The sequence below is a fragment of the Phaeobacter sp. JH20_34 genome, from assembly GCF_048056095.1.
In the GTDB taxonomy this organism is placed as follows: Bacteria; Pseudomonadota; Alphaproteobacteria; order Rhodobacterales; family Rhodobacteraceae; genus Phaeobacter; species Phaeobacter bryozoorum.
This window is the reverse complement of record NZ_JAYMWT010000004.1, coordinates 1-20,392: the sequence shown is the minus strand read 5'-3', so window position 1 is coordinate 20,392 and position 20,392 is coordinate 1. Positions and strand designations below refer to the sequence as shown.

At 62.7% G+C, this 20,392-nt stretch carries 18 protein-coding genes and 1 pseudogene; 6 read left to right on the top strand and 13 right to left on the bottom strand.

Going from position 1 to position 20,392, the window contains the following annotated elements; translation table 11 throughout:
* Positions 1-11: 11 nt before the first annotated feature.
* The 3 genes from atpA to VWZ81_RS01515 form a co-directional block, all read right to left on the bottom strand.
* A complete protein-coding gene (gene atpA / locus VWZ81_RS01525) occupies positions 12-1,550 on the bottom strand; it encodes a F0F1 ATP synthase subunit alpha (protein WP_340546254.1) in 1,539 nt (512 codons plus the stop codon).
* On the bottom strand, positions 1,551-2,111 hold the full coding sequence (locus VWZ81_RS01520; protein ID WP_340546255.1) for a F0F1 ATP synthase subunit delta: 561 nt from the start codon (positions 2,109-2,111) through the stop codon (positions 1,551-1,553).
* A gap of 584 nt (positions 2,112-2,695) precedes the next feature.
* Positions 2,696-3,442, bottom strand: a complete 747-nt coding sequence (locus tag VWZ81_RS01515) for a class I SAM-dependent methyltransferase (RefSeq protein ID WP_340546256.1) — start codon at positions 3,440-3,442, stop codon at positions 2,696-2,698.
* 65 nt (positions 3,443-3,507) lie between these two features.
* Here VWZ81_RS01515 and gloB point away from each other — a divergent pair, with 65 nt between their 5' ends.
* From gloB to VWZ81_RS01495, 4 genes are all read left to right on the top strand, one after another.
* Positions 3,508-4,281, top strand: a complete 774-nt coding sequence (gene gloB / locus VWZ81_RS01510; RefSeq protein WP_416541876.1) for a hydroxyacylglutathione hydrolase — start codon at positions 3,508-3,510, stop codon at positions 4,279-4,281.
* A gap of 182 nt (positions 4,282-4,463) precedes the next feature.
* Positions 4,464-6,785: an ATP-dependent Clp protease ATP-binding subunit ClpA gene (gene clpA, locus VWZ81_RS01505; RefSeq protein ID WP_340546258.1), complete on the top strand. Its 2,322-nt coding sequence runs from the start codon at positions 4,464-4,466 to the stop codon at positions 6,783-6,785.
* Positions 6,786-6,791: 6 nt separating this feature from the next.
* The gene (locus VWZ81_RS01500) at positions 6,792-7,757 is read left to right on the top strand and encodes a M23 family metallopeptidase (RefSeq protein ID WP_416541875.1); all 966 of its coding nucleotides are present in this window, start codon (positions 6,792-6,794) and stop codon (positions 7,755-7,757) included.
* Between the two features lie 207 nt (positions 7,758-7,964).
* Complete coding sequence (locus VWZ81_RS01495) at positions 7,965-8,534, top strand: DUF2087 domain-containing protein (RefSeq protein WP_416541874.1); 570 nt, start codon at positions 7,965-7,967, stop codon at positions 8,532-8,534.
* Between the two features lie 16 nt (positions 8,535-8,550).
* Here the strand turns inward: VWZ81_RS01495 and VWZ81_RS01490 are convergent, their stop codons facing one another.
* The 3 genes from VWZ81_RS01490 to VWZ81_RS01480 form a co-directional block, all read right to left on the bottom strand.
* Positions 8,551-10,518 carry a peptidoglycan -binding protein gene (locus VWZ81_RS01490; RefSeq protein WP_416541873.1) on the bottom strand — a complete coding sequence of 656 codons (1,968 nt, stop codon included), beginning with the start codon at positions 10,516-10,518 and terminating at the stop codon, positions 8,551-8,553.
* A 3-nt stretch (positions 10,519-10,521) separates the two neighbouring features.
* On the bottom strand, positions 10,522-11,703 hold the full coding sequence (locus VWZ81_RS01485; RefSeq protein WP_340546262.1) for a biopolymer transporter ExbB: 1,182 nt from the start codon (positions 11,701-11,703) through the stop codon (positions 10,522-10,524).
* A 79-nt stretch (positions 11,704-11,782) separates the two neighbouring features.
* Positions 11,783-12,313, bottom strand: coding sequence for a gamma-glutamylcyclotransferase (locus VWZ81_RS01480; protein WP_416541872.1), 531 nt, complete (start codon positions 12,311-12,313; stop codon positions 11,783-11,785).
* Between the two features lie 67 nt (positions 12,314-12,380).
* Between VWZ81_RS01480 and VWZ81_RS01475 the strand changes: the two genes are divergently transcribed.
* Positions 12,381-13,382, top strand: a complete 1,002-nt coding sequence (locus tag VWZ81_RS01475; protein WP_416549200.1) for a DUF2125 domain-containing protein — start codon at positions 12,381-12,383, stop codon at positions 13,380-13,382.
* Here the strand turns inward: VWZ81_RS01475 and VWZ81_RS01470 are convergent.
* The 3 genes from VWZ81_RS01470 to hisC are packed head-to-tail and all read right to left on the bottom strand — an operon-like array spanning position 13,379 to position 16,253.
* The gene (locus tag VWZ81_RS01470) at positions 13,379-14,254 is read right to left on the bottom strand and encodes an extensin family protein (protein ID WP_340546265.1); all 876 of its coding nucleotides are present in this window, start codon (positions 14,252-14,254) and stop codon (positions 13,379-13,381) included. The genes VWZ81_RS01475 and VWZ81_RS01470 overlap by 4 nt on opposite strands.
* On the bottom strand, positions 14,251-15,171 hold the full coding sequence (locus tag VWZ81_RS01465; RefSeq protein WP_416541870.1) for a prephenate/arogenate dehydrogenase family protein: 921 nt from the start codon (positions 15,169-15,171) through the stop codon (positions 14,251-14,253). Before VWZ81_RS01465 ends, VWZ81_RS01470 begins: the two co-directional genes overlap by 4 nt.
* Entirely contained in the window at positions 15,168-16,253 is a 1,086-nt protein-coding gene (gene hisC / locus VWZ81_RS01460; RefSeq protein ID WP_340546267.1) for a histidinol-phosphate transaminase, read from the bottom strand. The genes VWZ81_RS01465 and hisC overlap by 4 nt, the downstream gene beginning before the upstream one ends.
* Positions 16,254-16,405: 152 nt before the next feature.
* Here hisC and VWZ81_RS01455 point away from each other — a divergent pair, with 152 nt between their 5' ends.
* Positions 16,406-16,867, top strand: a complete 462-nt coding sequence (locus VWZ81_RS01455; RefSeq protein ID WP_340546268.1) for an Lrp/AsnC family transcriptional regulator — start codon at positions 16,406-16,408, stop codon at positions 16,865-16,867.
* 62 nt (positions 16,868-16,929) lie between these two features.
* On the opposite strand, the gene VWZ81_RS01450 is transcribed toward VWZ81_RS01455, so the two are convergent.
* The 4 genes and pseudogenes from VWZ81_RS01450 to VWZ81_RS01435 form a co-directional block, all read right to left on the bottom strand.
* Positions 16,930-17,514, bottom strand: a complete 585-nt coding sequence (locus VWZ81_RS01450) for a PA14 domain-containing protein (RefSeq protein WP_416539151.1) — start codon at positions 17,512-17,514, stop codon at positions 16,930-16,932.
* Between the two features lie 206 nt (positions 17,515-17,720).
* Positions 17,721-18,341 (bottom strand): 30S ribosomal protein S4, encoded by a 621-nt coding sequence (rpsD, locus tag VWZ81_RS01445; RefSeq protein ID WP_072505221.1) that lies wholly within the window; start codon positions 18,339-18,341, stop codon positions 17,721-17,723.
* Between the two features lie 280 nt (positions 18,342-18,621).
* Complete coding sequence (locus VWZ81_RS01440) at positions 18,622-19,707, bottom strand: Hint domain-containing protein (protein WP_416541869.1); 1,086 nt, start codon at positions 19,705-19,707, stop codon at positions 18,622-18,624.
* 250 nt (positions 19,708-19,957) lie between these two features.
* Positions 19,958-20,248, bottom strand: a pseudogene (locus VWZ81_RS01435) (transposase); the annotation flags it as partial.
* Positions 20,249-20,392 lie beyond the last annotated feature (144 nt).

Below are 20,392 nucleotides of genomic sequence, written 5' to 3'. Positions count from 1 at the left end.
CTGATCCCCCCTTAAGCGAAGTCAGCTGCGAACGCGTCCAGAGCTGCTTTGATCTTGTCGGCTGCATCACCCTTGATCTTCGGGTCTTCGTTGGTGATCCAATCCAGCAGGTCCTGGTGCTTGCTGCGCAGATGCGCCAGCAGGCCAGCCTCGTAACGGCCGACTGCTTTCACGTCGACTTTGTCGAGGTAACCGTTGGTACCTGCAAAGATCACACAAACGATCTCGGCGTTGGTCAGCGGTGCGTACTGCGGCTGCTTCATCAGTTCGGTCAGGCGGGCACCACGGTTCAGCAGCTGCTGGGTCGCGGCGTCCAGATCGGAGCCGAACTGTGCAAAGGCTGCCATTTCGCGGTACTGAGCCAGTTCCAGCTTAACCGGACCAGCAACGGATTTCATTGCATTGGTCTGAGCCGAGGAGCCCACACGCGACACCGACAGACCGGTGTTCACAGCAGGACGGATGCCCTGATAGAACAGTTCGGTTTCCAGGAAGATCTGACCGTCGGTGATGGAAATCACGTTGGTCGGAATAAACGCGGACACGTCGCCGCCCTGGGTTTCGATCACGGGCAGCGCGGTCAGCGAGCCGGCACCGAATTCTTCGTTCAGCTTCGCGGAACGCTCCAGCAGGCGGGAGTGCAGGTAGAAAACGTCACCAGGATAGGCTTCACGGCCCGGCGGACGACGCAGCAGCAGCGACATCTGGCGATAGGCCACGGCCTGCTTGGAGAGGTCATCATAAACGATCAGCGCGTGCTTGCCGCTGTCGCGGAAGTATTCGGCCATCGCGGTCGCGGCGTAAGGCGCCAGGAACTGCATCGGAGCCGGTTCGGACGCGGTTGCGGCAACCACGATCGAGTATTCCATCGCACCGGTTTCTTCCAGCTTCTTCACCAGCTGGGCCACGGTCGAGCGCTTCTGGCCGATCGCGACGTAAACACAGTACAGTTTCTTGGATTCATCATCACCAGCGGCGTCGTTGTAGACTTTCTGGTTCAGGATGGCGTCCAGCGCAACGGCGGTTTTACCGGTCTGACGGTCACCAATGATCAGCTCTCGCTGGCCACGGCCAATCGGGATCATCGCGTCAACCGATTTCAGGCCGGTTGCCATCGGCTCGTGAACCGATTTACGCGGGATGATGCCCGGTGCCTTCACGTCGGCAACCTTGCGCTCGGATGCGTTGATCGGACCCTTGCCGTCCAGCGGGTTGCCCAGACCGTCGACTACGCGGCCGAGGAGCTCGGGGCCAGCGGGAACGTCCACGATGGAGTTGGTGCGCTTGACGGTGTCACCTTCTTTGATGTCACGGTCGGAGCCGAAGATAACGATACCGACGTTGTCGGATTCGAGGTTCAGCGCCATGCCCATGATGCCGCCGGGGAATTCGACCATCTCGCCGGCCTGGACATTGTCGAGACCGTAGACGCGGGCAATACCGTCACCAACGGACAGCACGCGGCCAATTTCTGCCACCTCGGCTTCTTGACCAAAATTCTTGATCTGGTCTTTCAGGATCGCAGAAATTTCTGCTGCTTGGATACCCATTTATCCGACCTCTTTCATTGCGTTCTGTAGGGAGTTGAGCTTGGAGCGGATCGAGCTGTCGATCATCTTCGAGCCCACTTTAACGACAAGACCGCCAATGATGCTTTCATCGACGGTTGCATTGATCACGACCTTTTTCCCGGTGCGTTCGGCCAGTGTCTTGGCCAGCTTTTCGCTCTGGGTCTTGGTCAGCGCCTTTGCCGATGTGACATCGGCGGTAATCTCACCACGGGTTTCGGCCAGGCGTGCGCGCAGAGCCTCAAGCAGCGCAGGCACCACAAACAGGCGGCGCTTTTCGGCCATCAGCGACAGCGCATTTGCCAGAACCGGGGCCAGGCCCATTTTCTTGGCAATTGCGGTGATCGCAGCCCCCTGCTCCTGACGCGACACCAGGGGTGACGTGATCAGGTCGCGGAGATCTTCACTATCCGCCAGAGCGGCAGACAGGTCATTGATGCTGGTTTCAAGGCTATCAAGCGCCTTGCTCTCTTCGGCGATCTCAAAGATCGCGGTGGCATAGCGCGCGGCAATGCCTGCGGAGATCGAAGCTGGTTCGGACACGTCCACCCTTCCGATATTGGCCCCGGTTGGCTAACCCTTGCAGGTGGCGTCCGGGGGCGTGAGGTCTCCCCACAATCTGGTGGGGCGTCAAAATCAGCGTGGATGTAGCAGAGCGTTGGCAACCTATCAACTGCCTTGGACAGCGAGGTAAAAAAGGAAGTTTCAAGCGTTTTCAAGTGATTAGGCAATAACACTCGATGAAACGACAGAACATGCGTCAAAAAAACCGACTTTAGGCGTCAATTTTGCGATTCCAAATCAGCAAAAATCACGCCCTGAGGACAAAAAAACCTCCAAACCGTCGAAAACGAGCACTGAAAGCGCGATTTTGAACCATATGCGGGGAATCAAGCACCAGAGCACCCGAAGCCGCCTTCCGCAAGGTCATCCTGCGCCACCTGCCAAAGATTAAGAACCGCCTATTTCATAGCCTCTCATCGCGCCCCATTTTGCGCCACCTGTCCAGCCCGCAGACGTCGCGACGCGGCGTCGTTTGCAGGCGACCTGCCGTCACCCTGTGCATACGCCGCAAACGACATCGACGACCGCCCGGACGCATCCGCCCGCCCCTGAAATCGCCCCCGTCACGCCGGTTCGGGCATCGGATTGGACAACCCTTCCAGCACCCGGATCGGATTGGGACGGCGCAGGCGGGTCATCTCGCCGCGCTGGACATGCACCTGCTTGCTGACCTCCACCAGAAACGCACCGCCCCCCAGCATCGCCGGAAGACGATCCCCCATCCGCTCAAACAAAGGCCCGGACTTCAGCCAGAAGCGGCGCTGACTGGGCGGCAGATAAAGCGCGGCTGAGTGCCGCTCGACGGTGAACTGATGCAGGCGCAGCTGATTTTCCACCTGGCTCAGCGTATAGGGGCGGCCAAAGCCAAACGGGGTCACATCCGAGCGCGCCCAGAGACCGGCACGGTTGGGCACCACAAAGACGGCGCGCCCCCCCGGTCCCAGCACCCGCCAGCATTCCTCCAGCAGATGCGACGGCCGGTCCGAGGTCTCCAGCCCGTGCAGCAGCACCAGCCGATCCACATGCCCGGTTTCAATCGGCCAGGAGGTCTCTTCGCAGAGCACCGAAACATTGGGCAGCCCGGCCGGCCACTGCATCACCCCCTGCGGCCCGGGCATCAGCGCAATCACCCGCCGTGCCTCCGCCAGATAGGGGCGCAGCAGCGGTGCCGCAAACCCAAACCCCGCGACCGTCAGCCCGGCCGCCTCGGGCCATAATTCCAGCAGCCGACCGCGGATCGACGCCTGCGCCGCCCGCCCCAGGGTGCTGCGATAGTAGAAATTCCTCAGATCCTGAACATCAACATGCATTGCGGGCGTCCGTTGCTTGGGCCAATCTGAGGCCAGTCGCCGTCAGTTTACCCATCGAGAAGCGAATGACCATGCCCCTTGAAATCGTCACCCTGCCCTGCCTGTCCGACAACTATGCCTTTTTGCTGCACAATGCCGCCACCGGTCAGACCGCGCTGGTTGATGCGCCGGAAGCGGAGGCCATCAAGTCGGAGCTAGACAGGCGCGGCTGGGGGCTGGATCAGATCCTGCTGACTCACCACCACTGGGATCATATCGACGGGGTCGCCGACCTGCGTGCATCCTATGACTGCCAGATCGTCGGCGCGCGCGCCGATGCCCATCGCCTGCCGGATCTAGATCTGGCGGTGGCCGAGGGAGAGACCTTCAGCTGCCTCGGCGAGGAGATCCATGTGCTGGATGTCTCCGGCCATACCCTCGGCCATATTGCCTTTCACCTCCCGGCGTCCTCAGCGGTTTTCACAGCCGACAGCCTGATGGCGCTGGGATGTGGCCGCCTGTTTGAGGGGACTGCCGACCAGATGTGGCAGAGCCTGCAGAAACTCGCCGCCCTGCCCGGCGACACCACGGTCTATTCCGGCCATGAATACACCCAGTCCAATGCCCGCTTCGCGCTCACCATCGACCCGGACAACCCGGCGCTGCAACAGCGCTGCGCGGCGATTGATGCGGACCGTGCAGAAGGGCGACCAACAGTCCCGTCACGCCTGCAGGAGGAGCTGGACACCAACCCGTTCCTGCGGGCCCATCTCGACAGCGTCAAGGATGCCCTTGGCATGGGCGGGGCGCCGGCGACCAAGGTCTTTGCTGAAATCCGGGCGCGAAAGGACAAGTTTTAGGCGCCCCGGCTGCCGTTTCACGGCACAGTCACGAGAAATGTGACAAGAAATTGCAAGAAAGAACTTGAAGCCGGGCACGTATCAACCAAACTCTAATACTATCAGGACATGGTTGGACTGTGGAAGGCTAGGCATCCGTCCCACAGCCTCAACGCCAACCCAAGACCAAGAGGAGCACGCCCGTGCCTTCATTCTCGAGCACTTTGGAACAGGCCATTCACGCCGCGCTTGCGCTGGCAAACGAACGGCGTCACGAATTCGCAACCCTGGAGCATCTGCTTCTGGCCCTGCTGGATGAGCCGGACGCGGCCCGCGTCATGCGCGCCTGCAGTGTCGACCTCACCGAATTGCGTGCAACCCTTGTCGAATTTGTCGATGAGGATCTCGCCAATCTGGTCACCGACATCGACGGCTCCGAAGCGGTACCGACCGCTGCCTTCCAGCGCGTGATCCAGCGCGCCGCCATCCATGTTCAAAGCTCCGGCCGGACCGAGGTGACGGGCGCCAATGTGCTGGTCGCCATCTTCGCCGAGCGCGAGAGCGACGCGGCCTACTTCCTGCAGGATCAGGACATGACCCGCTATGACGCGGTGAATTTCATCGCCCATGGCGTGGCCAAGGATCCGGCCTTTGGTGAGTCCCGGCCCGTCACCGGCTCCCCCGAAGTCGAGGAAGAGCCCCAGCCCACCACCGAGGGCGACAAGAAAGAGAGCGCGCTGGCGAAATACTGCGTCGATCTCAATGAAAAATCGCGCGAGGGCGACATTGACCCGCTGATCGGGCGCAGCCACGAGGTTGAGCGCTGCATCCAGGTTCTATGCCGCCGCCGCAAGAACAACCCGCTTCTGGTTGGCGATCCCGGCGTTGGCAAGACCGCCATCGCCGAAGGCCTGGCGCGCAAGATTGTCGCCGGTGAAACGCCCGAGGTTCTGTCGGAAACCACCATCTACTCGCTGGATATGGGCGCGCTGCTGGCGGGCACCCGCTACCGCGGCGATTTCGAGGAACGTCTGAAAGCCGTCGTTACCGAGCTGGAAGATCACCCCGATGCAGTTCTGTTCATTGACGAAATCCACACGGTGATCGGCGCAGGCGCCACCTCCGGCGGGGCCATGGACGCGTCCAACCTGCTGAAGCCCGCGCTTCAGGGCGGCAAGCTGCGCACCATGGGCTCCACCACCTACAAGGAGTTCCGCCAGCATTTCGAGAAGGACCGCGCGCTGTCCCGCCGGTTCCAGAAAATTGATGTGAATGAACCGTCGGTCGAGGATTCCATCGAGATCCTGAAAGGGCTGAAACCCTATTTCGAGGACCATCACGGCATCCGCTTTACCAGCGATGCGATCAAATCTGCGGTGGAGCTCTCCGCCCGCTACATCAATGATCGCAAACTGCCGGACAAGGCGATTGACGTAATCGACGAGGCCGGTGCCGCACAGCATCTGGTGGTCGAAAGCAAACGCCGCAAGACCATCGGTGTGAAGGAGATCGAAGCGGTTGTCGCCAAGATCGCCCGCATCCCGCCCAAAAACGTTTCCAAGGACGACGCCGAGGTGCTGAAGGATCTGGAGCGCTCGCTGAAACGGGTGGTCTTTGGTCAGGACAACGCGATCGAGGCGCTGTCCAGCGCCATCAAACTGGCCCGTGCCGGTCTGCGCGAACCGGAAAAACCCATCGGCAACTATCTCTTTGCAGGCCCCACCGGCGTCGGCAAGACAGAGGTCGCCAAACAGCTCGCCGATACGCTGGGTGTGGAGCTTCTGCGGTTTGACATGTCCGAATACATGGAGAAACACGCGGTTTCCCGCCTGATCGGCGCGCCTCCGGGCTATGTCGGTTTTGATCAGGGCGGGCTGTTGACCGATGGTGTTGACCAGCATCCCCACTGCGTGCTGCTGCTGGATGAAATCGAGAAGGCGCACCCGGATGTGTTCAACATCCTGTTGCAGGTCATGGATAATGGCCAGCTGACCGATCACAACGGCCGCACCGTGAACTTCCGCAATGTCGTGCTGATCATGACCTCGAATGCCGGCGCATCCGAGCAGGCAAAGGCCGCCATCGGCTTTGGTCGTGACCGCCGCGAAGGCGAGGATACAGCCGCCATCGAACGCACGTTCACCCCGGAGTTCCGCAACCGTCTGGACGCGGTGATCTCCTTTGCACCGCTGCCCAAGGACGTCATCCTGCAGGTGGTCGAGAAATTTGTCCTGCAACTGGAAGCCCAGCTGATGGACCGCAATGTCTCGATCGAACTCACCCGCAAGGCGGCAGAATGGCTGGCTGACAAAGGCTACGACGACCGCATGGGCGCGCGTCCTCTGGGCCGTGTCATTCAGGAGCACATCAAGAAACCGCTGGCGGAAGAGCTGCTGTTTGGCAAACTCTCCAAGGGGGGCCTGGTCAAGGTCGGCATTAAGGATGGCAAACTGGATCTCAGGATCGAAGGCCCGGCCAAGCCTCGCATCTCGGGGGACAGGCCGCCGCTGCTTACGGCCGAGTAACAGCCAATGCGTCTTCTGCCCCTGGCATTTCTCTCCTCGCTCGCCGCGCCCGTCGCGGCGAGTGATCTCGTTCTGGACTGGCCGGTCGATTGCACCCTCGGCGACAGCTGCCAGATCCAGCAATATGTCGACCGCGCCATCGGACCGGCGACACAGGATTTCACCTGCAATACCCTCACCTATGACGGCCACAACGGTACGGATATCGCCCTGCCCTATCTCAGCGACATGGAGGCCGGCGTCACTGTCTTTGCCGCGGCGGATGGCACCGTGGTCGGCAGCCGCGACGGGATGGAGGACCGCTATTCCAGCGGGCCGGACGACCCCGCGATCGAGGGGCGGAAATGTGGAAACGGGGTTCTGCTGCGCCACGGCGGCGGCTGGGAAACTCAGTATTGCCACATGAAACGTGGGTCCATCCAGGTCAGCTCCGGCGACAGGGTCACGGCCGGCACACCGCTTGGGGAAATCGGCCTCTCCGGCAGCACCCAGTTTCCCCATCTGCATCTTTCCGTGCGCAAGGATGGTGTCACCATAGACCCCTTTGGCCCCCGGATGGACCAGGGCTGCGGTGCCGACATCGGCGCGCCGCTCTGGGCCGAGGAGATCACCTATCAGGCCGGCGGCTTTCTGGGCAGCGGCTTTGCCGACCATGTTCCGAAATATGCCACGGTCAAGGCCGGGATCGCCGATCAGTCGCCGCTGGCATCCGGCAGCGGCACAATCGTGTTCTGGGCCTATGCCTTCGGCGCCCGCAGCGGTGACCAGCTGGTGCTGCGTATCGACGGGCCGCAGGGCACCCTGCTGGAGCAGACCGAACCGCTGGAAAAAACCCAAGCGCAGCTGTACCGCGCCGCGGGCAAACGGATCCGTGGATCGGGGCTGCAACCCGGCCGCTACATCGCAACCGCGACACTGCTGCGCGACGGCCAGGTCGTAGATGATCAGCGCCAGGAAATGACGGTGAAATAGGGCTTCACCGACACGGCGGGGCCAAGCCCTCTTGGCCTTGCCGCTCTCAGCGGCTAATCTGCTGCCACGGTCGGCAGACACCGAGGCGTCGCTGTTCCCGCATGGGAGAGCTAAACCTGCCATATCACCGAACGGTTTCCATTGCAGATGGCGCCGCGTCGTCAGGACAGCGACCAACGACCCGCACAGGCGCCGATTGGATGCAATATGACCCGAAAACCGCTTCCCCTACAGGTGGATGACCTGTCCCATTTCTCCCGCGCCTTGTCCCGGCAACTGGGCGAGGCCAGCCCCTCGCATCTGACACTGATGAACATGCTCGCCCGCGCCGCCGGTTTTCAGAACCTGCAACACCAGCGCGCCATACAGGCAGCGGCCCGACGGCTGACGAAAACCACAATGGCGCCGGCGGCTGATCATCGGCTGATCGAACGCACGCTGGGCCATTTCGATGATCACGGGCGGCTGCTGCGCTGGCCGTCAAAACGCGCCGTGCAGACGCTTGCGCTGTTTGGGCTCTGGTCGGTCTTTCCGGCCGACAGGGCGTTGCAGGAGGCGCAGGTGAATGCGCTGCTGATCGGCGAACATCGCTTCAGGGATCCCGCAACCCTGCGGCGCACCATGATTTCCTGTGGATTGCTGACCCGGCAACGCGATGGCAGCGACTACAGGCGTATCGAACAGGAGCCCACCGCCGAAGCCAAAGCACTGATTTCGCGACTGGCAGCCCGCCGCAAACAGCGCACCCAGGCAGCAGCGCAGATCACGCGCCGGTAGCACCGGCAATGGCACCTCAGCGCTCGGTGAATTTCAGCTCGATCCGGCGGTTCTGCGCCCTTGCAGCCGCAGTCGGGGCTGGATTCACCGGCTGATATTCACCAAATCCATTGGCAGACAGGCGCTCGGGCGGGATGCCCAGCGCCTGCACCATGTAGCGCACCACCGACAGCGCGCGGCCCTGGCTCAGCTCCCAGTTATCGGCAAATTTCGGGTGCACCCCCAACGGGGTGTCATCGGTGTGCCCGTCAACCCGGATGATCCAGTTGATTTCCGGCGGAATGGCCGCTGCCACGGTCTGCAGGATCCCTGCGACCTTGGCGATTTCAGCCCGCCCTTCCAGCGACAGATCGGCGCTTCCGGGGGCAAACAGCACTTCCGAGGCAAAGACAAAACGGTCGCCTTCGATCCGCACCCCTTCCTGATTACCCAGCACATCGCGCAGCCTGCCAAAGAACTCTGAACGATACTGCTCAAGATCCTGCGCCTTGGAGCTGAGCTGCTCTGCCTCAGCCTCCAGTCGCTTGCGCTCACTCTCCTCCAGCAGCCGACGTCGGCGTTCCTCGGCGGCTGCCCGGGCCAGGGCAGCGTTCAGATCCTGACCAAGGTTCTGCATCTGCACCGACTGTGCTGTATCACGGGCTTTGTAATCGTCCAGCAGAGCCTGCAAACCGCCAAGCTGTTCGCGCAGGGCGGCGACCTGCTGGTTCAACAGTGCGGTCTGACGCCGCGCCTCCTCGGATATGGCCTGCTCGGCGTTCAGGCTCTCGCGGGCCTGTGCCAGCAGGGCGGCACGCTGCTCTGCAAGGCTCGCCAGCTCGGCGCTTTCGGCGGCCTGATCCTTGCCGTCGCTCAGGGCCGCCAGCAATCGCTGCTGCAACAGATCCCGGTCCGCAGCAGCTGCATTGGCCTGTTCCAATTTGCCCAGCGCCTCCAGCAGGCGCTGTTCCAATTCGGCCTGCGCCGCCGTGGTGGTTTCAAGATCCGATTGCGAGGTGTCGCGGCTCTGCCGCAGCCGGTCCAGCTCTTCCTGCAATGCCGCCACCTCGGTGTCGGCGCGTGTCTGTGTGGCATCGAGCTGCGCCAAGACACGGGTCAGCCGCTCGGCCAGAACATCCCGGTCCGCGGTCGCAGCCTGTGCGCTGTCGAGCGCGTCCAGAACCTCGGCCAGCCGCGCATCCAGCTGGTCCTTGGCCGTTTCAGCAGCGGCAAGCAATGTCAGCGTATCCTCGGCGGCCTGCCGCTGCGCCTCAAGCGCGAGGGTCATGGCGGTCAGTTCGGCATCCGCATCTTGCAGCCGGTTGCGCAGCGCCTCGGCGGCAGCCGCCTCCGCAAGGCGCGCTGCCTCGGCAGAGGTGAGCTCCGTTTCCAGCTGCTGCGCCGCTGCCGTGGCATCCGCCGCCGTAGTCTCCAGATCGGCAACCAGTGCCTCCAGCGCCTCGCGTTTGGCCGCAGCCAGCCGGGCCGCCTCCGTCTGGGCGTCGATTTCACTGCGGCTGGCAGCCAGCGCCTGCGAGAGCGCGTCACGCTCGCCTTCCAATTCAGACTGCGAGGCCTGCAACGCCGCGCGCTGTGCGGTCAGATCACTGATCGTGGCATTGGCCTCCTCCTGGCGAAGCAACAGCTGCGCAACCTGCGCCTCAAAATCGCTGATCTCTCCGCGCGCCGCCGACAGCTCCGCCTCGGCAGCCTCAAGTGCGCCCTGCGTGGTGCCGAGCGTCGCCGACAAGGCGCCAAGACGGGCCTGCAACTGACTGTTGGCCCGCTCCTCCAGCCCAAGCGCATCCGCCAGCGCCCCGACTTCCGCGGCCAGTTCATCCAGCTGACTTTCCTGCCCCGAAATCGTCTCGCGCAGCACAAACTGAACCACCATGAAGATGGTCAGAAGAAACATCAGGACCAGCAACAGACCCGTCATCGCATCCACGAACCCCGGCCAGATCGAGGCCTGAAAACGTTGTCCGGTGCGACGTGACAGGGCCATCGCTTAGTCCTCGGAGCCGCGTGCGGTGCGACCCAATCCACGCGGTCGGGCAAAGGCCTTGACCAGGAGGTCGATATCCTTGCGCAGCTCCGCCAGGCTCTCCTGACGGCCGGCGGAGATTTCTTCGAGGATGCGCAGCATCTGGACGTCGATAGAGCGCAGCCGCATCCGGCTTTCGGCATCCAACCCGACGTCGCCATGGGCGCGCATCAGTTCGGTCAGGGCCTCCTGCCCCACTGCGACCCGCTCCAGCGCCCGGGCCGTGCCTTCGGTTTGGTCCTGCCGCCGGTTCATATCTGTAATCGCATCCACCAGCTCGGACAGTTTCTGATCCACCCCGGCACGGGCTTCGGAGGTTTGCACAAACATCGACTGCAACGCGTCCATCTGCTCGGTCATGCTGTCCAGCACACCTGCAAGTGCCGTGTTTTCACCGCCGCCTGTCTCCTCGCCTGAGGAAAAGCTGACGCGGGTAAAAGACGACAGCCATTCTTCAAGCTCACGGTAGAACCGGTTCTGACCATGGCCTGCGAACAGCTCAAGCAGCCCGACGATCAGCGATCCCGCCAACCCCAGCAAAGACGAGGCAAAGGCAACGCCCATGCCGCCCAGCTGCGCCTCAAGCCCGGTCATCAGCCGGTTGAACACTGCGATCCCTTCCTCGCCTTCCTGCGGGGCGAGGCTGCGGATGGTATCGACCACCGCGGGCACCGTGGTCGCAAGACCATAGAACGTCCCCAGAAGGCCAAGGAAAATCAGCAGGTTAACGATATAGCGTGTAATTTCACGCTCTTCGTCGATCCGGGTCGCAACGGAATCGAGGATAGAGCGGGTCGAGGATGAGCCAAGCTGCATCCGCGCGCCCCGCGACCGCAACAGTGACGCCAGCGGTGCCAGCATCGACGGTGGGCGAACATCCTCTCTGGCGACCCCGGCAGCGAAAGCCTCGATCCAGCGCACCGACCCGATCAGTTGCAGCACCTGCCAGAAACAGGCCATCACGCCGAAAACAAACACCAGACCGATAAACCCGTTGAGCCAGGGGTTGGCTTCAAACACCGGCAAAACGCGCGGCAGCGCCACAAAGGCCCCGAACCCTGACAGCCCGAGAGCGATCAGCATCATGATAATCTGGCGTACCGGTTGGGAAAACTGCGGTCTGCTTTCGCGGTCTGGCTGCGCCATAGCTGTGGCTCCTGACACTTTTTTTTGGTGCTCTTGCAGAACCGGAGCCTATAGGCAAATCCTCAAAAGAGCCAAGGCTTTATGACGCAAGATCCCGCACACGCGCCGCAAGCCAATCCAAATCAGCGTCGCGAAGCCCGATCTCCGCCAGATGCTCGGCCGTATTGAACAGATATTCGGTATTGGGGCCACGTCCCCCAACCGCTTCGGCAATGATCTGCGCCTGAGTTTCGAGGCTAATGCCGCCGCAATATTGGATATGATCGGGATCAATCACATAGGTCACGGCGGTAACTTCCCCGCCGCTGGCCAGCTGCACCGTCAGATCCTTCTCCACATAGGCCGAGGAAATCAGCTCCCGCGCCCGCAGTTCCAGCAAGGTCTGCTCTTCGTGGCCAGCCTCGACTGCCAGCGCGATTCCGGTACAGGCCGCCCCTGCGATGGCATCCAGCGCCAGCACAAGACCGGGTTTCTCCTCGCTGCCGCGATGATGGATCGACTTCATGCAGAAGGACCGCGCATAGCCCGGCAGGGTCGCAACTTCGCGGCGGGCCACCGGAAAACCTGGATTCCACAACAAAGATCCGTATCCAAATACCCACATGGTCATGACGCTGGCCCTTTTTTGATCGCGGTCTATAAACATCAAATCCCACGTCCAGAAAAGAGGCCGAATGATGATCCGTTGGACAAAAATGCTGCTCATTTCGGTCTCCGTCTGGAGCCTCTACTGGGCGGTTGCCGCCTGGGGCCTGCGTCAGGGGCTGGATGGCTGGTTTGCCGAGCAGCAGCGGCAGGGTTGGCAGGCCGATTATGCCACGCTGCGCACCTCCGGCTATCCACTCTATCACCATCACCGGATCACCACCCCGGCCCTCGCCGATCCGGGCACCGGCACCGCATGGCGTGCCGATTGGCTCGACATCCGCAGCCTTGCACTCTGGCCCGGCACCGTGACGCTTCTGCTGCCGCCGACACCACAACGGTTCTCCTATTTCGACAGCACCGCGATCCTGCACACCGAGGGGCTGCGGGCCGAGCTGCAACTGGCACCGGGATCCGCGCTGGACCTGGAACAGCTGCACATGATGGCCAGAAACTGGACGGTACAGAGCAATGGCAAACCCGAGCTGAGCGGTCAGGCGGTCCTGCTGGAGATGACGCGGACCGATGCGCAGAACCACTACCAGATCCACGCCGATGCGCAGGGTGTGTCCCCTCACCCGCTGTTGCGCCAGCGGTTAGCGGCGACCGAGGGGCTTCCGGAGCGGCTGGAGACGGTCACGCTCGACATGAATGTGGGGTTCGACACCAGCTGGAACCGCAGCGCGATTGAGCTGCGCCGCCCGCAGCCGCGCCAGATTTCGCTGCATCTGGCCGAGGCCCGCTGGGGCCCGATGCGCATCAAGGCGACGGGCGAGCTGCGTCTGGATGAGACCGGCCTGCCAGAGGGCGATCTCGCGCTTCAGGTTGAAAACTGGCAGGACATCCTGCAAATGGCCGAAGCCTCAGGCAGCCTGCACCCGACTGCGCGCTCCGGGATTGAGCGGGTTTTGCGGGTCTTTGCCGGGCTTGGCGGCAACCATCGCGACCTTGATCTGCCGCTGACTTTGCGCTCCGGCTATGTCACACTCGGTCCGCTGCCGATCGGTCCAGCGCCACGTCTGATCCTGCGCTAGCGGCAATAAGGACCGCCGCGATGGCGGGCGACGTCCAGATGGAAATGATCCAGATGGTACCGGTCCGAAAGCGGCCCCAGCACGGTGCCAAACGGGCCACAGGCACCTTTCCACATCTTCCGCAGCCCCTTGCGCGTGGCGCGCGCGGTCCAGCCCTTCAGCACCGTGATCACCTTGCCGCTCTCCAGAACGAAGCCCGAGATATCAATCGCCTTGGCCCGACCATGTTCTGAGATCTTTGCGCCCGGCCGGTTGTTCCGGGTGCGGCAGGAATAATGCGCCGCCACCCTCAGGGCCACCACCTTGTCACGCCGGCCAAAGGCCTTGACCACATCCCGCTCCACCCATTTCTTGAGCGCGCGGGCGGTGTCGCAGGTCATCACCGACTGCTGGCTGAGCGTCACCCCGGCAACCGAGCGCACCCGCACCGCATTCTTTGCGCCGCAGCCGTTCAGACGCCCCGGTACGGCACCCACCTCTGCTCCCTGAATGTCGATATCACCGCAGACCGAGGTCTTGCGGCGTTTGCGTTTGCCGAACAGGATTTTCTCCGCCAGATCGCCGGGCCGCAGATGTGGACGCAAAGAGGCCTCTGGACCGGTCGGCATCATCGGCAGGCGCAGCGCAGCCATGGCGACGGCCTGTTCAGACGGCGGTCGCCCTTGCGGGCGCAGATCCGATGAAACGGTGACCGCAGCAGCGGCGGGCGTCGGCGTCAAAGCGGCGACAGCCGCCGGATCCGGGCGCGCATTGGGCCGCAGCGAGCGGTCAGGCGCATTGGCCGCAGTGGCCCCGGCGCTGACAGCGATCATGACGATCAGCCCGGCTGCCGTCGCAACCGCTTGCGCCCCCGACCGCCAGCCGCGCCTCATGACTTGGTCTCGCGGCCGAAGTTCGGCGCCGCCGTGTCCTGCCCGGCCTCGATAATGCCCCGGCGGATGGCCCGGGTGCGGGTGAAATACTGGTGCAGATGCTCCCCATCCCCGGTGCGGATGGCCCGTTGCAGGGCAAACAGCTCCTCGGTGAAACGTCCCAGAATTTCCAGCGTCGCATCCTTGTTGGTCAGGAATACATCCCGCCACATGGTCGGATCGGAGGCGGCAATTCGGGTGAAGTCACGAAATCCCGCAGCCGAGTATTTGATCACCTCGCTGTCGGTCACCCGGCGCAGGTCATCAGCCACGCCAACCATCGTATAGGCAATCAGATGCGGCGCATGCGAGGTCACCGCCAGAACCAGATCGTGGTGATCCGCGTCCATCTCATCGACGTTGGAGCCCATCCCCTCCCAGAGCCGGCGCAACCGGTCCACCGGGGCGCGCTCGCAGCCCTCAACCGGCACCAGCAGACACCAGCGGTTGTCATAAAGCTCGGCAAACCCGGCCTCGGGCCCGGAATGTTCGGTGCCCGCCAATGGGTGGGCGGGCACGAAATGCACCCCGTCGGGGATATGCGGCAACACCGCGTCGATCACATGGCGTTTGACCGACCCCACGTCGGAAACCGTGGCACCGGGTTTCAGCACCGGCGCAATGTCCGCCATCACAACATCCATCGCCCCCACAGGCACACAGAGCACGACCAGATCAGCGTCCTGCGCCGCCTCCGCAGCCGTCTCGCAGACACGATCACACAAGTTGATACGGCGCGCGGTCTCGCGGGTCTGTGCGCTGCGGGCATAGCCGGTGATCTCGCCTGCCAGCCCGCCACGGCGAATGGCATGTGCCATGGAGGAGGCGATCAGGCCAAGACCAATCAGCGCGATGCGGTTGTAGATCGGCGCGCTCATGCCGCGCCATCCTTGAACGCCTTCACAGCCGCAACCAGTTGCTTGCATGCGGTCTCATCACCCACGGTGATCCGCAGCGCTGCGGGCAGCTTGTATCCGCTCACCCGGCGCACGATCAGCCCGCGCGACTGAAGGAAGGCATCGCAGGCGCCCGCTTCTTCCGGGCTAGCAAAGCGCGCCAGAATGAAATTCGCACAGGAGGTGTCTGAGGGCACACCCAACTCTGCCAGCGCCTCGGCCAGCCAGCCGCGCCACCTGGCGTTTTCCTGACGGCAATGTTCGGTATACTCCGTATCCCGCACCGCTGCCTCCGCCCCGGCAAGCGCGGTGGACGACAGGTTGAACGGACCGCGCACCCGGTTCAGCACGTCAATGATGACTTTCGGCGCATAGCCCCAGCCGACCCGAGCGCCACCCAGCCCGTAGATCTTGGAGAAGGTGCGCGTCATCACCACATTGTCGCGGCTGGCCACCAGCTCAGCCCCGGCGTCATAATCTTCGACATATTCCGCATAGGCGCCATCCAGCACCAGCAGTGCTCCCCGAGGCAGACCATCGGCGAGCCGGGCCAGATCAGCGGTGCCGATCATCGTGCCGGTGGGATTGTTGGGATTGGCGATGAACACCAGCCGCGTGCGCTCGCTGCATCCGGCCAGCAGCGCATCGACATCGGTGACGCGTTCGCGTTCCGCCACCTCGACCGGGGTCGCCCCGGCCGCCAGGGCGCTGATGCGATACATGGCAAAGCCATGCTCGGTGAACAGAACCTCATCCCCCGGCCCCGCATAGGCCTGACAGAGAAAGGTGATAATCTCGTCACTGCCCGCCCCGCAGATGATCTGCTCCGCCGGCAGGCCGTAGACCTCGCCAATCGCCTGACGCAGGGCGCTGTGATCGGAACTCGGATACCGGTGCATCTGAGAGACCGCCGCCTGCATTGCCTCAATGGCTTTCGGGCTTGGCCCCAATGGGTTTTCATTGGAGGAGAGCTTGGTCACATTGCTCACCCCTTTCACATGGGCAGCCCCGCCCTCATAAAGGGCGATGTCCAATATGCCAGGCTGCGGCGCGATGTGGGTCATGGTAGATGCTCCTTGATGCCGCCTCGTAATAACCGCCTTGGCAGCAATGGGAAAGCGGCAAGACGCCTCTTGCCGGATTGCTCTGTCCCGGTCCCGTCCGTTGGCTGCACTGAGTGATTGAACTCCGCCATGCCCGCCGCCATGATGGGGCCATGACCCATAAGCTGGATAACATCGACCTGGCCCTGCTGCGCGCCCTGCAGCGTGACGCCAGCCTCTCGCAGCGCGATCTGGCAGAGCAGGTCGGCCTGTCGCAGAACGCCTGCTGGCGACGCCTGAAAACCCTGAGCGAAAGCGGCCTGATGCAGGGCACCACCGCCCGTCTGGACCGCAAGCAGCTGGGGCTGGATCTGGTGGTCTTTGTGATGCTGCGCACACGTCACCATTCGGCGGAATGGTTGCAGACCTTTCGCCGCCATGTGCTGACCATCCCCGAGGTGGTCGATTTCCACCGCATCGGCGGCGATTACGATTACCAGCTGAAGGTCGTGACCGAGGATATGGCCAGTTACGACAAGGTCTACCAGCGCCTGATCGAAGGTGTCGAGCTGGACAGCGTCACGTCGTATTTCGCCATGGAAGCCATCGCCGAAGGACGCCCGCTGCCGCTATAGCCGCAGGCGCCCGCAACCGGTCACCGCTAATCCGCAGTCGTGTCAGCTAATCCGCAGTCCTGTCAGCGGCCAAAAGCCTTGTTCGGCATCCAGGTGACACGGCTGCCCTGCGGCCCCATTCGCATATGCAGGCAGGAGGTATTCAGCCGCTGAAAATACAGCACATGGATCGGATACCAACCGGCTTGCGGCACCTCCACCTGCTGGGCAAAGGTCTCCTGACAGGTCTGCCGACCATCGAATTTGCCGACCACCTTGCCGCCGATCGTCGCCCGGATGCCATCATTGGTGAGGAAATCAATCGTATAGATGCCCGGCGCATCAAAACGCACATAGCCACGGATGTCAGCCGCGACATGCTCCGAGCGTTTGGAGGTGAGGGCATTCTGCCCGATGCTGGTGTCGCGATAGTCAAGCCCCTTGAGCGGCGGTCCGACCTCGGCTCCGGCCTCCAGCGCCTTGGCAGCGGCGCGCAGCGTCTTGACGTCGTCGGGATAGGCATAGCGCACCGACAGACCCGGCTTCAGCCCCGTCGGTTGCGGGTTGGCCGGGGTCAGACGCAGGGGCGCCGCCCATGAGAGTGTTGCTGTGAGTGTTGCGGTGACAGCTGCCATCGCAGCCATCCCCAGAATACGGGTCATTTTCATCGTCTACCTTCCTGTTCATCACCTCTGAGCGGGCGTCTGCAAAAAGGATAGGTCCGCAAAGGGGCAGCTGGCAATCGCAAATGGCGGCAGCGGCGGGTGGCGCCTGTCACCACAAGCAATCACCAGTGACCCTCCGCTGCGGTGGCAAATGAAAAAGGGGCCGCCAGATGGCAGCCCCTTTCTGTCGTGTCCGGTTCGGACAGGACTTAGTTCTTGGCGTAGAATTCGACGACCAGGTTCGGTTCCATCACAACCGGGTACGGCACGTCGGACAGGCCCGGTGCGCGCACGAAAGTGGCGGTCATCTTGGAGTGGTCGGCTTCGACGTAGTCAGGAACGTCACGCTCTGCCAGCTGAACAGCTTCCAGCAGTGCGGTCATTTGCTTGGACTTCTCGCGAACCTCGATCACATCGCCTTCCTTCACGCGGTAGGAGGGGATGTTCACGCGCTTGCCGTTGACCAGAACGTGACCGTGGTTCACGAACTGACGGGCCGCAAAAACGGTTGCAACGAATTTGGCACGGTACACAACCGCGTCCAGGCGGCGCTCCAGCAGACCAATGAGGTTTTCACCGGTGTCGCCTTTAACACGCTCAGCTTCGGCGTAGATGCGACGGAACTGCTTCTCGGTCAGGTCGCCGTAGTAGCCCTTGAGCTTCTGCTTGGCGCGCAGCTGGATACCGAAATCGGACAGTTTGCCCTTGCGGCGCTGGCCGTGCTGGCCGGGGCCGTATTCACGACGGTTCACCGGGGACTTCGGACGGCCCCAGATGTTTTCGCCCATACGGCGGTCAATTTTGTACTTGGCAGACGTGCGTTTGGTCACGGCTGATCTCCTTCAGTTTTGGTCGCACCCCAAAGGGCTGCATCGAAGGGCGTTGTCCTCTTGCTCCGTGTCGCGAAGGACCGGATGATCCTTGCGCTCTTCGGGCATGACAGGCATTCCCTTGCGGGAGCCGCCAACACCAATGAAGCCGCGTGTATAGACGAGGGCGAGAGAGAGTCAACCAGCTTTTCCGCCCCTATCACGCCTTGCCAAAGGCAGAGGGAAAAACGGCTCCGCCAGCGGCGCAGTCGCACGGTCTCAGCGCGCGGCCGACAAGCGGTCAGGCTGCTGCATGTCGCAGGATTGCCGCCTCCGGCTGGCTGAGATTGCGGCGCGCGAATTCGCCATAGCGCATCGCATCGACTTCCAGATCCGGCAGCTGCTGCAACAGCCGGGCGCGATCCTCATCGCGCAGCGCGCTCAGCGCCGCCTGGGCGGGGTGAAAGCTCTCCGTCTCGACCCCATTGGCCCACAGCACCTGATGCTCCGCCAACAAGACATGAATATAGGTGACCTCGCGCAGCTGCGTATCGACCGTAATCTCGCGACCATTGATCAGATCGCGCGCCGCAACCAGCACCTCGGGCGTGTTGAACAGGCTTTGCACATGCGGCCCTCGCAGCAGCATGCGATGGCTCGGCGAGACCAGCAGATCCGCATCGGGCCGCTCGATGCCAAGCGCCCCTCCCCTGATCCGCACCGGGCGCAGCTCGGGCGCGACGAACAGCCGTGCGCCGGTCATCCGCCGCGCGCCAATCCACTGGATCTGCTGGGCGCCGCTGTCGCGGGTCTGGATCCAGTCGCCTTCCCGCAGCTGTTCAACCGGTACCGCCCCTGCAGGGGTGCGCAGCATGGTTCCGGGGGTAAAACAGATCACGCCGGTATGCGACCGCACATCGCGTCGGTCGCCTGTGTCCAGCCGCACATCGACGACCCACAGATCCCTGTCGTTCGGAGGTTGAGAATCGACAAACATCAACAGCGGCCGCTGCACGGGCCCGACATCAATCAGCGTCACCGTGTAATTGCGCCGCCCGTCGGTCACCACGAAATAACGATCCCGCAGCACCGTCTCCGGGCGGTCCTCCTCCGGCCGGTCAGCCAGCCGGTCCCGCCCCTGCGGTCCGGGTTCAATCGCCAGCCCGACCAACCGGCGCACGGACCGCGCCGCATTGCGCCGCAGATCCCGCTCGGCATCGCCAGGTTCCAGTTCCAGGAGATTGCCAGGCCCGTCGACCCGCAGCGGCGCCCCGCGCCAGCGCCAGCTTGCCCCGGCGGCCAGTGCCGACACCGGCGCCGCCGGCAGACCATCCACTTCGGTCTGCCCCCACGAAATGACGTAGGTGCCTCGAAAGCCTGTTTGCATATGCTCGACTGCCTGTCTCTGGCGGTATTGTTGTTAAACCAACGTTAACAGAAACCGCCCGCCCACAAAAGCCACATCACCAGAACGGTTCACAGGCCCTCGTCCTTTATGGTCAAAGAGATGCAGCCGACGATTTCAAGACAGCTCATATGAGGAAGGACGAAAGGGATGGTGGGTGTCGGCTGGCAGGACTGGGAGCGACAAGGGCTGGAGCATTGCGTCTGCCGTGGGACCCCGCAAGCGTTCTTAGCAGACCGGCCTTGGCGAGCGCTTCGCCCAAAAAATCGTTTTCCAGCGTCAACTGGCCTATCTTCGCGTGCAACGATTTGACATCGATCTCGAGCTCCTTCGACGCCTTCAGATTGTCGTCAAAAACATCTGTCACGCGGTCTAGGAGCTGGTCTTTCCATTGCTTGATCTGGTTCGGATGAACGTCAAACTGCGTCGCCAATTCGCTCATCGTTTTGTCGCCCTTCAAAGCTGCCAATGCGACTTTCGCCTTGAATGCAGGGCTGTGGTTCCGTCTGGGTCGTCTTGCCATCGTTACTCCTTCGTCCCGGCACGCTGCCGGATCAGGAGCGGGAAATCCACCTAACTCAACTGTCCATATTTCTCGGGCCAAATCTGTGTTTCCACACATCCAGTGCTACGAACGCCAGAAGCGCCCCTTGGGGCGCCATGTTGT

Bases quoted from the DNA above. Each gene is read 5' to 3' on its own strand.
- atpA (WP_340546254.1), bottom strand. From the start codon at position 1,550: ATGGGTATCCAAGCAGCAGAAATTTCTGCGATCCTGAAAGACCAGATC.
- VWZ81_RS01515 (WP_340546256.1), bottom strand. From the start codon at position 3,442: ATGCATGTTGATGTTCAGGATCTGAGGAATTTCTACTATCGCAGCACC.
- gloB (WP_416541876.1), top strand. From the start codon at position 3,508: ATGACCATGCCCCTTGAAATCGTCACCCTGCCCTGCCTGTCCGACAAC.
- VWZ81_RS01500 (WP_416541875.1), top strand. From the start codon at position 6,792: ATGCGTCTTCTGCCCCTGGCATTTCTCTCCTCGCTCGCCGCGCCCGTC.
- VWZ81_RS01495 (WP_416541874.1), top strand. From the start codon at position 7,965: ATGACCCGAAAACCGCTTCCCCTACAGGTGGATGACCTGTCCCATTTC.
- VWZ81_RS01490 (WP_416541873.1), bottom strand. From the start codon at position 10,518: ATGGCCCTGTCACGTCGCACCGGACAACGTTTTCAGGCCTCGATCTGG.
- VWZ81_RS01485 (WP_340546262.1), bottom strand. From the start codon at position 11,703: ATGGCGCAGCCAGACCGCGAAAGCAGACCGCAGTTTTCCCAACCGGTA.
- VWZ81_RS01480 (WP_416541872.1), bottom strand. From the start codon at position 12,313: ATGACCATGTGGGTATTTGGATACGGATCTTTGTTGTGGAATCCAGGT.
- VWZ81_RS01475 (WP_416549200.1), top strand. From the start codon at position 12,381: ATGATCCGTTGGACAAAAATGCTGCTCATTTCGGTCTCCGTCTGGAGC.
- VWZ81_RS01470 (WP_340546265.1), bottom strand. From the start codon at position 14,254: ATGAGGCGCGGCTGGCGGTCGGGGGCGCAAGCGGTTGCGACGGCAGCC.
- VWZ81_RS01465 (WP_416541870.1), bottom strand. From the start codon at position 15,171: ATGAGCGCGCCGATCTACAACCGCATCGCGCTGATTGGTCTTGGCCTG.
- hisC (WP_340546267.1), bottom strand. From the start codon at position 16,253: ATGACCCACATCGCGCCGCAGCCTGGCATATTGGACATCGCCCTTTAT.
- VWZ81_RS01455 (WP_340546268.1), top strand. From the start codon at position 16,406: ATGACCCATAAGCTGGATAACATCGACCTGGCCCTGCTGCGCGCCCTG.
- VWZ81_RS01450 (WP_416539151.1), bottom strand. From the start codon at position 17,514: ATGAAAATGACCCGTATTCTGGGGATGGCTGCGATGGCAGCTGTCACC.
- VWZ81_RS01440 (WP_416541869.1), bottom strand. From the start codon at position 19,707: ATGCAAACAGGCTTTCGAGGCACCTACGTCATTTCGTGGGGGCAGACC.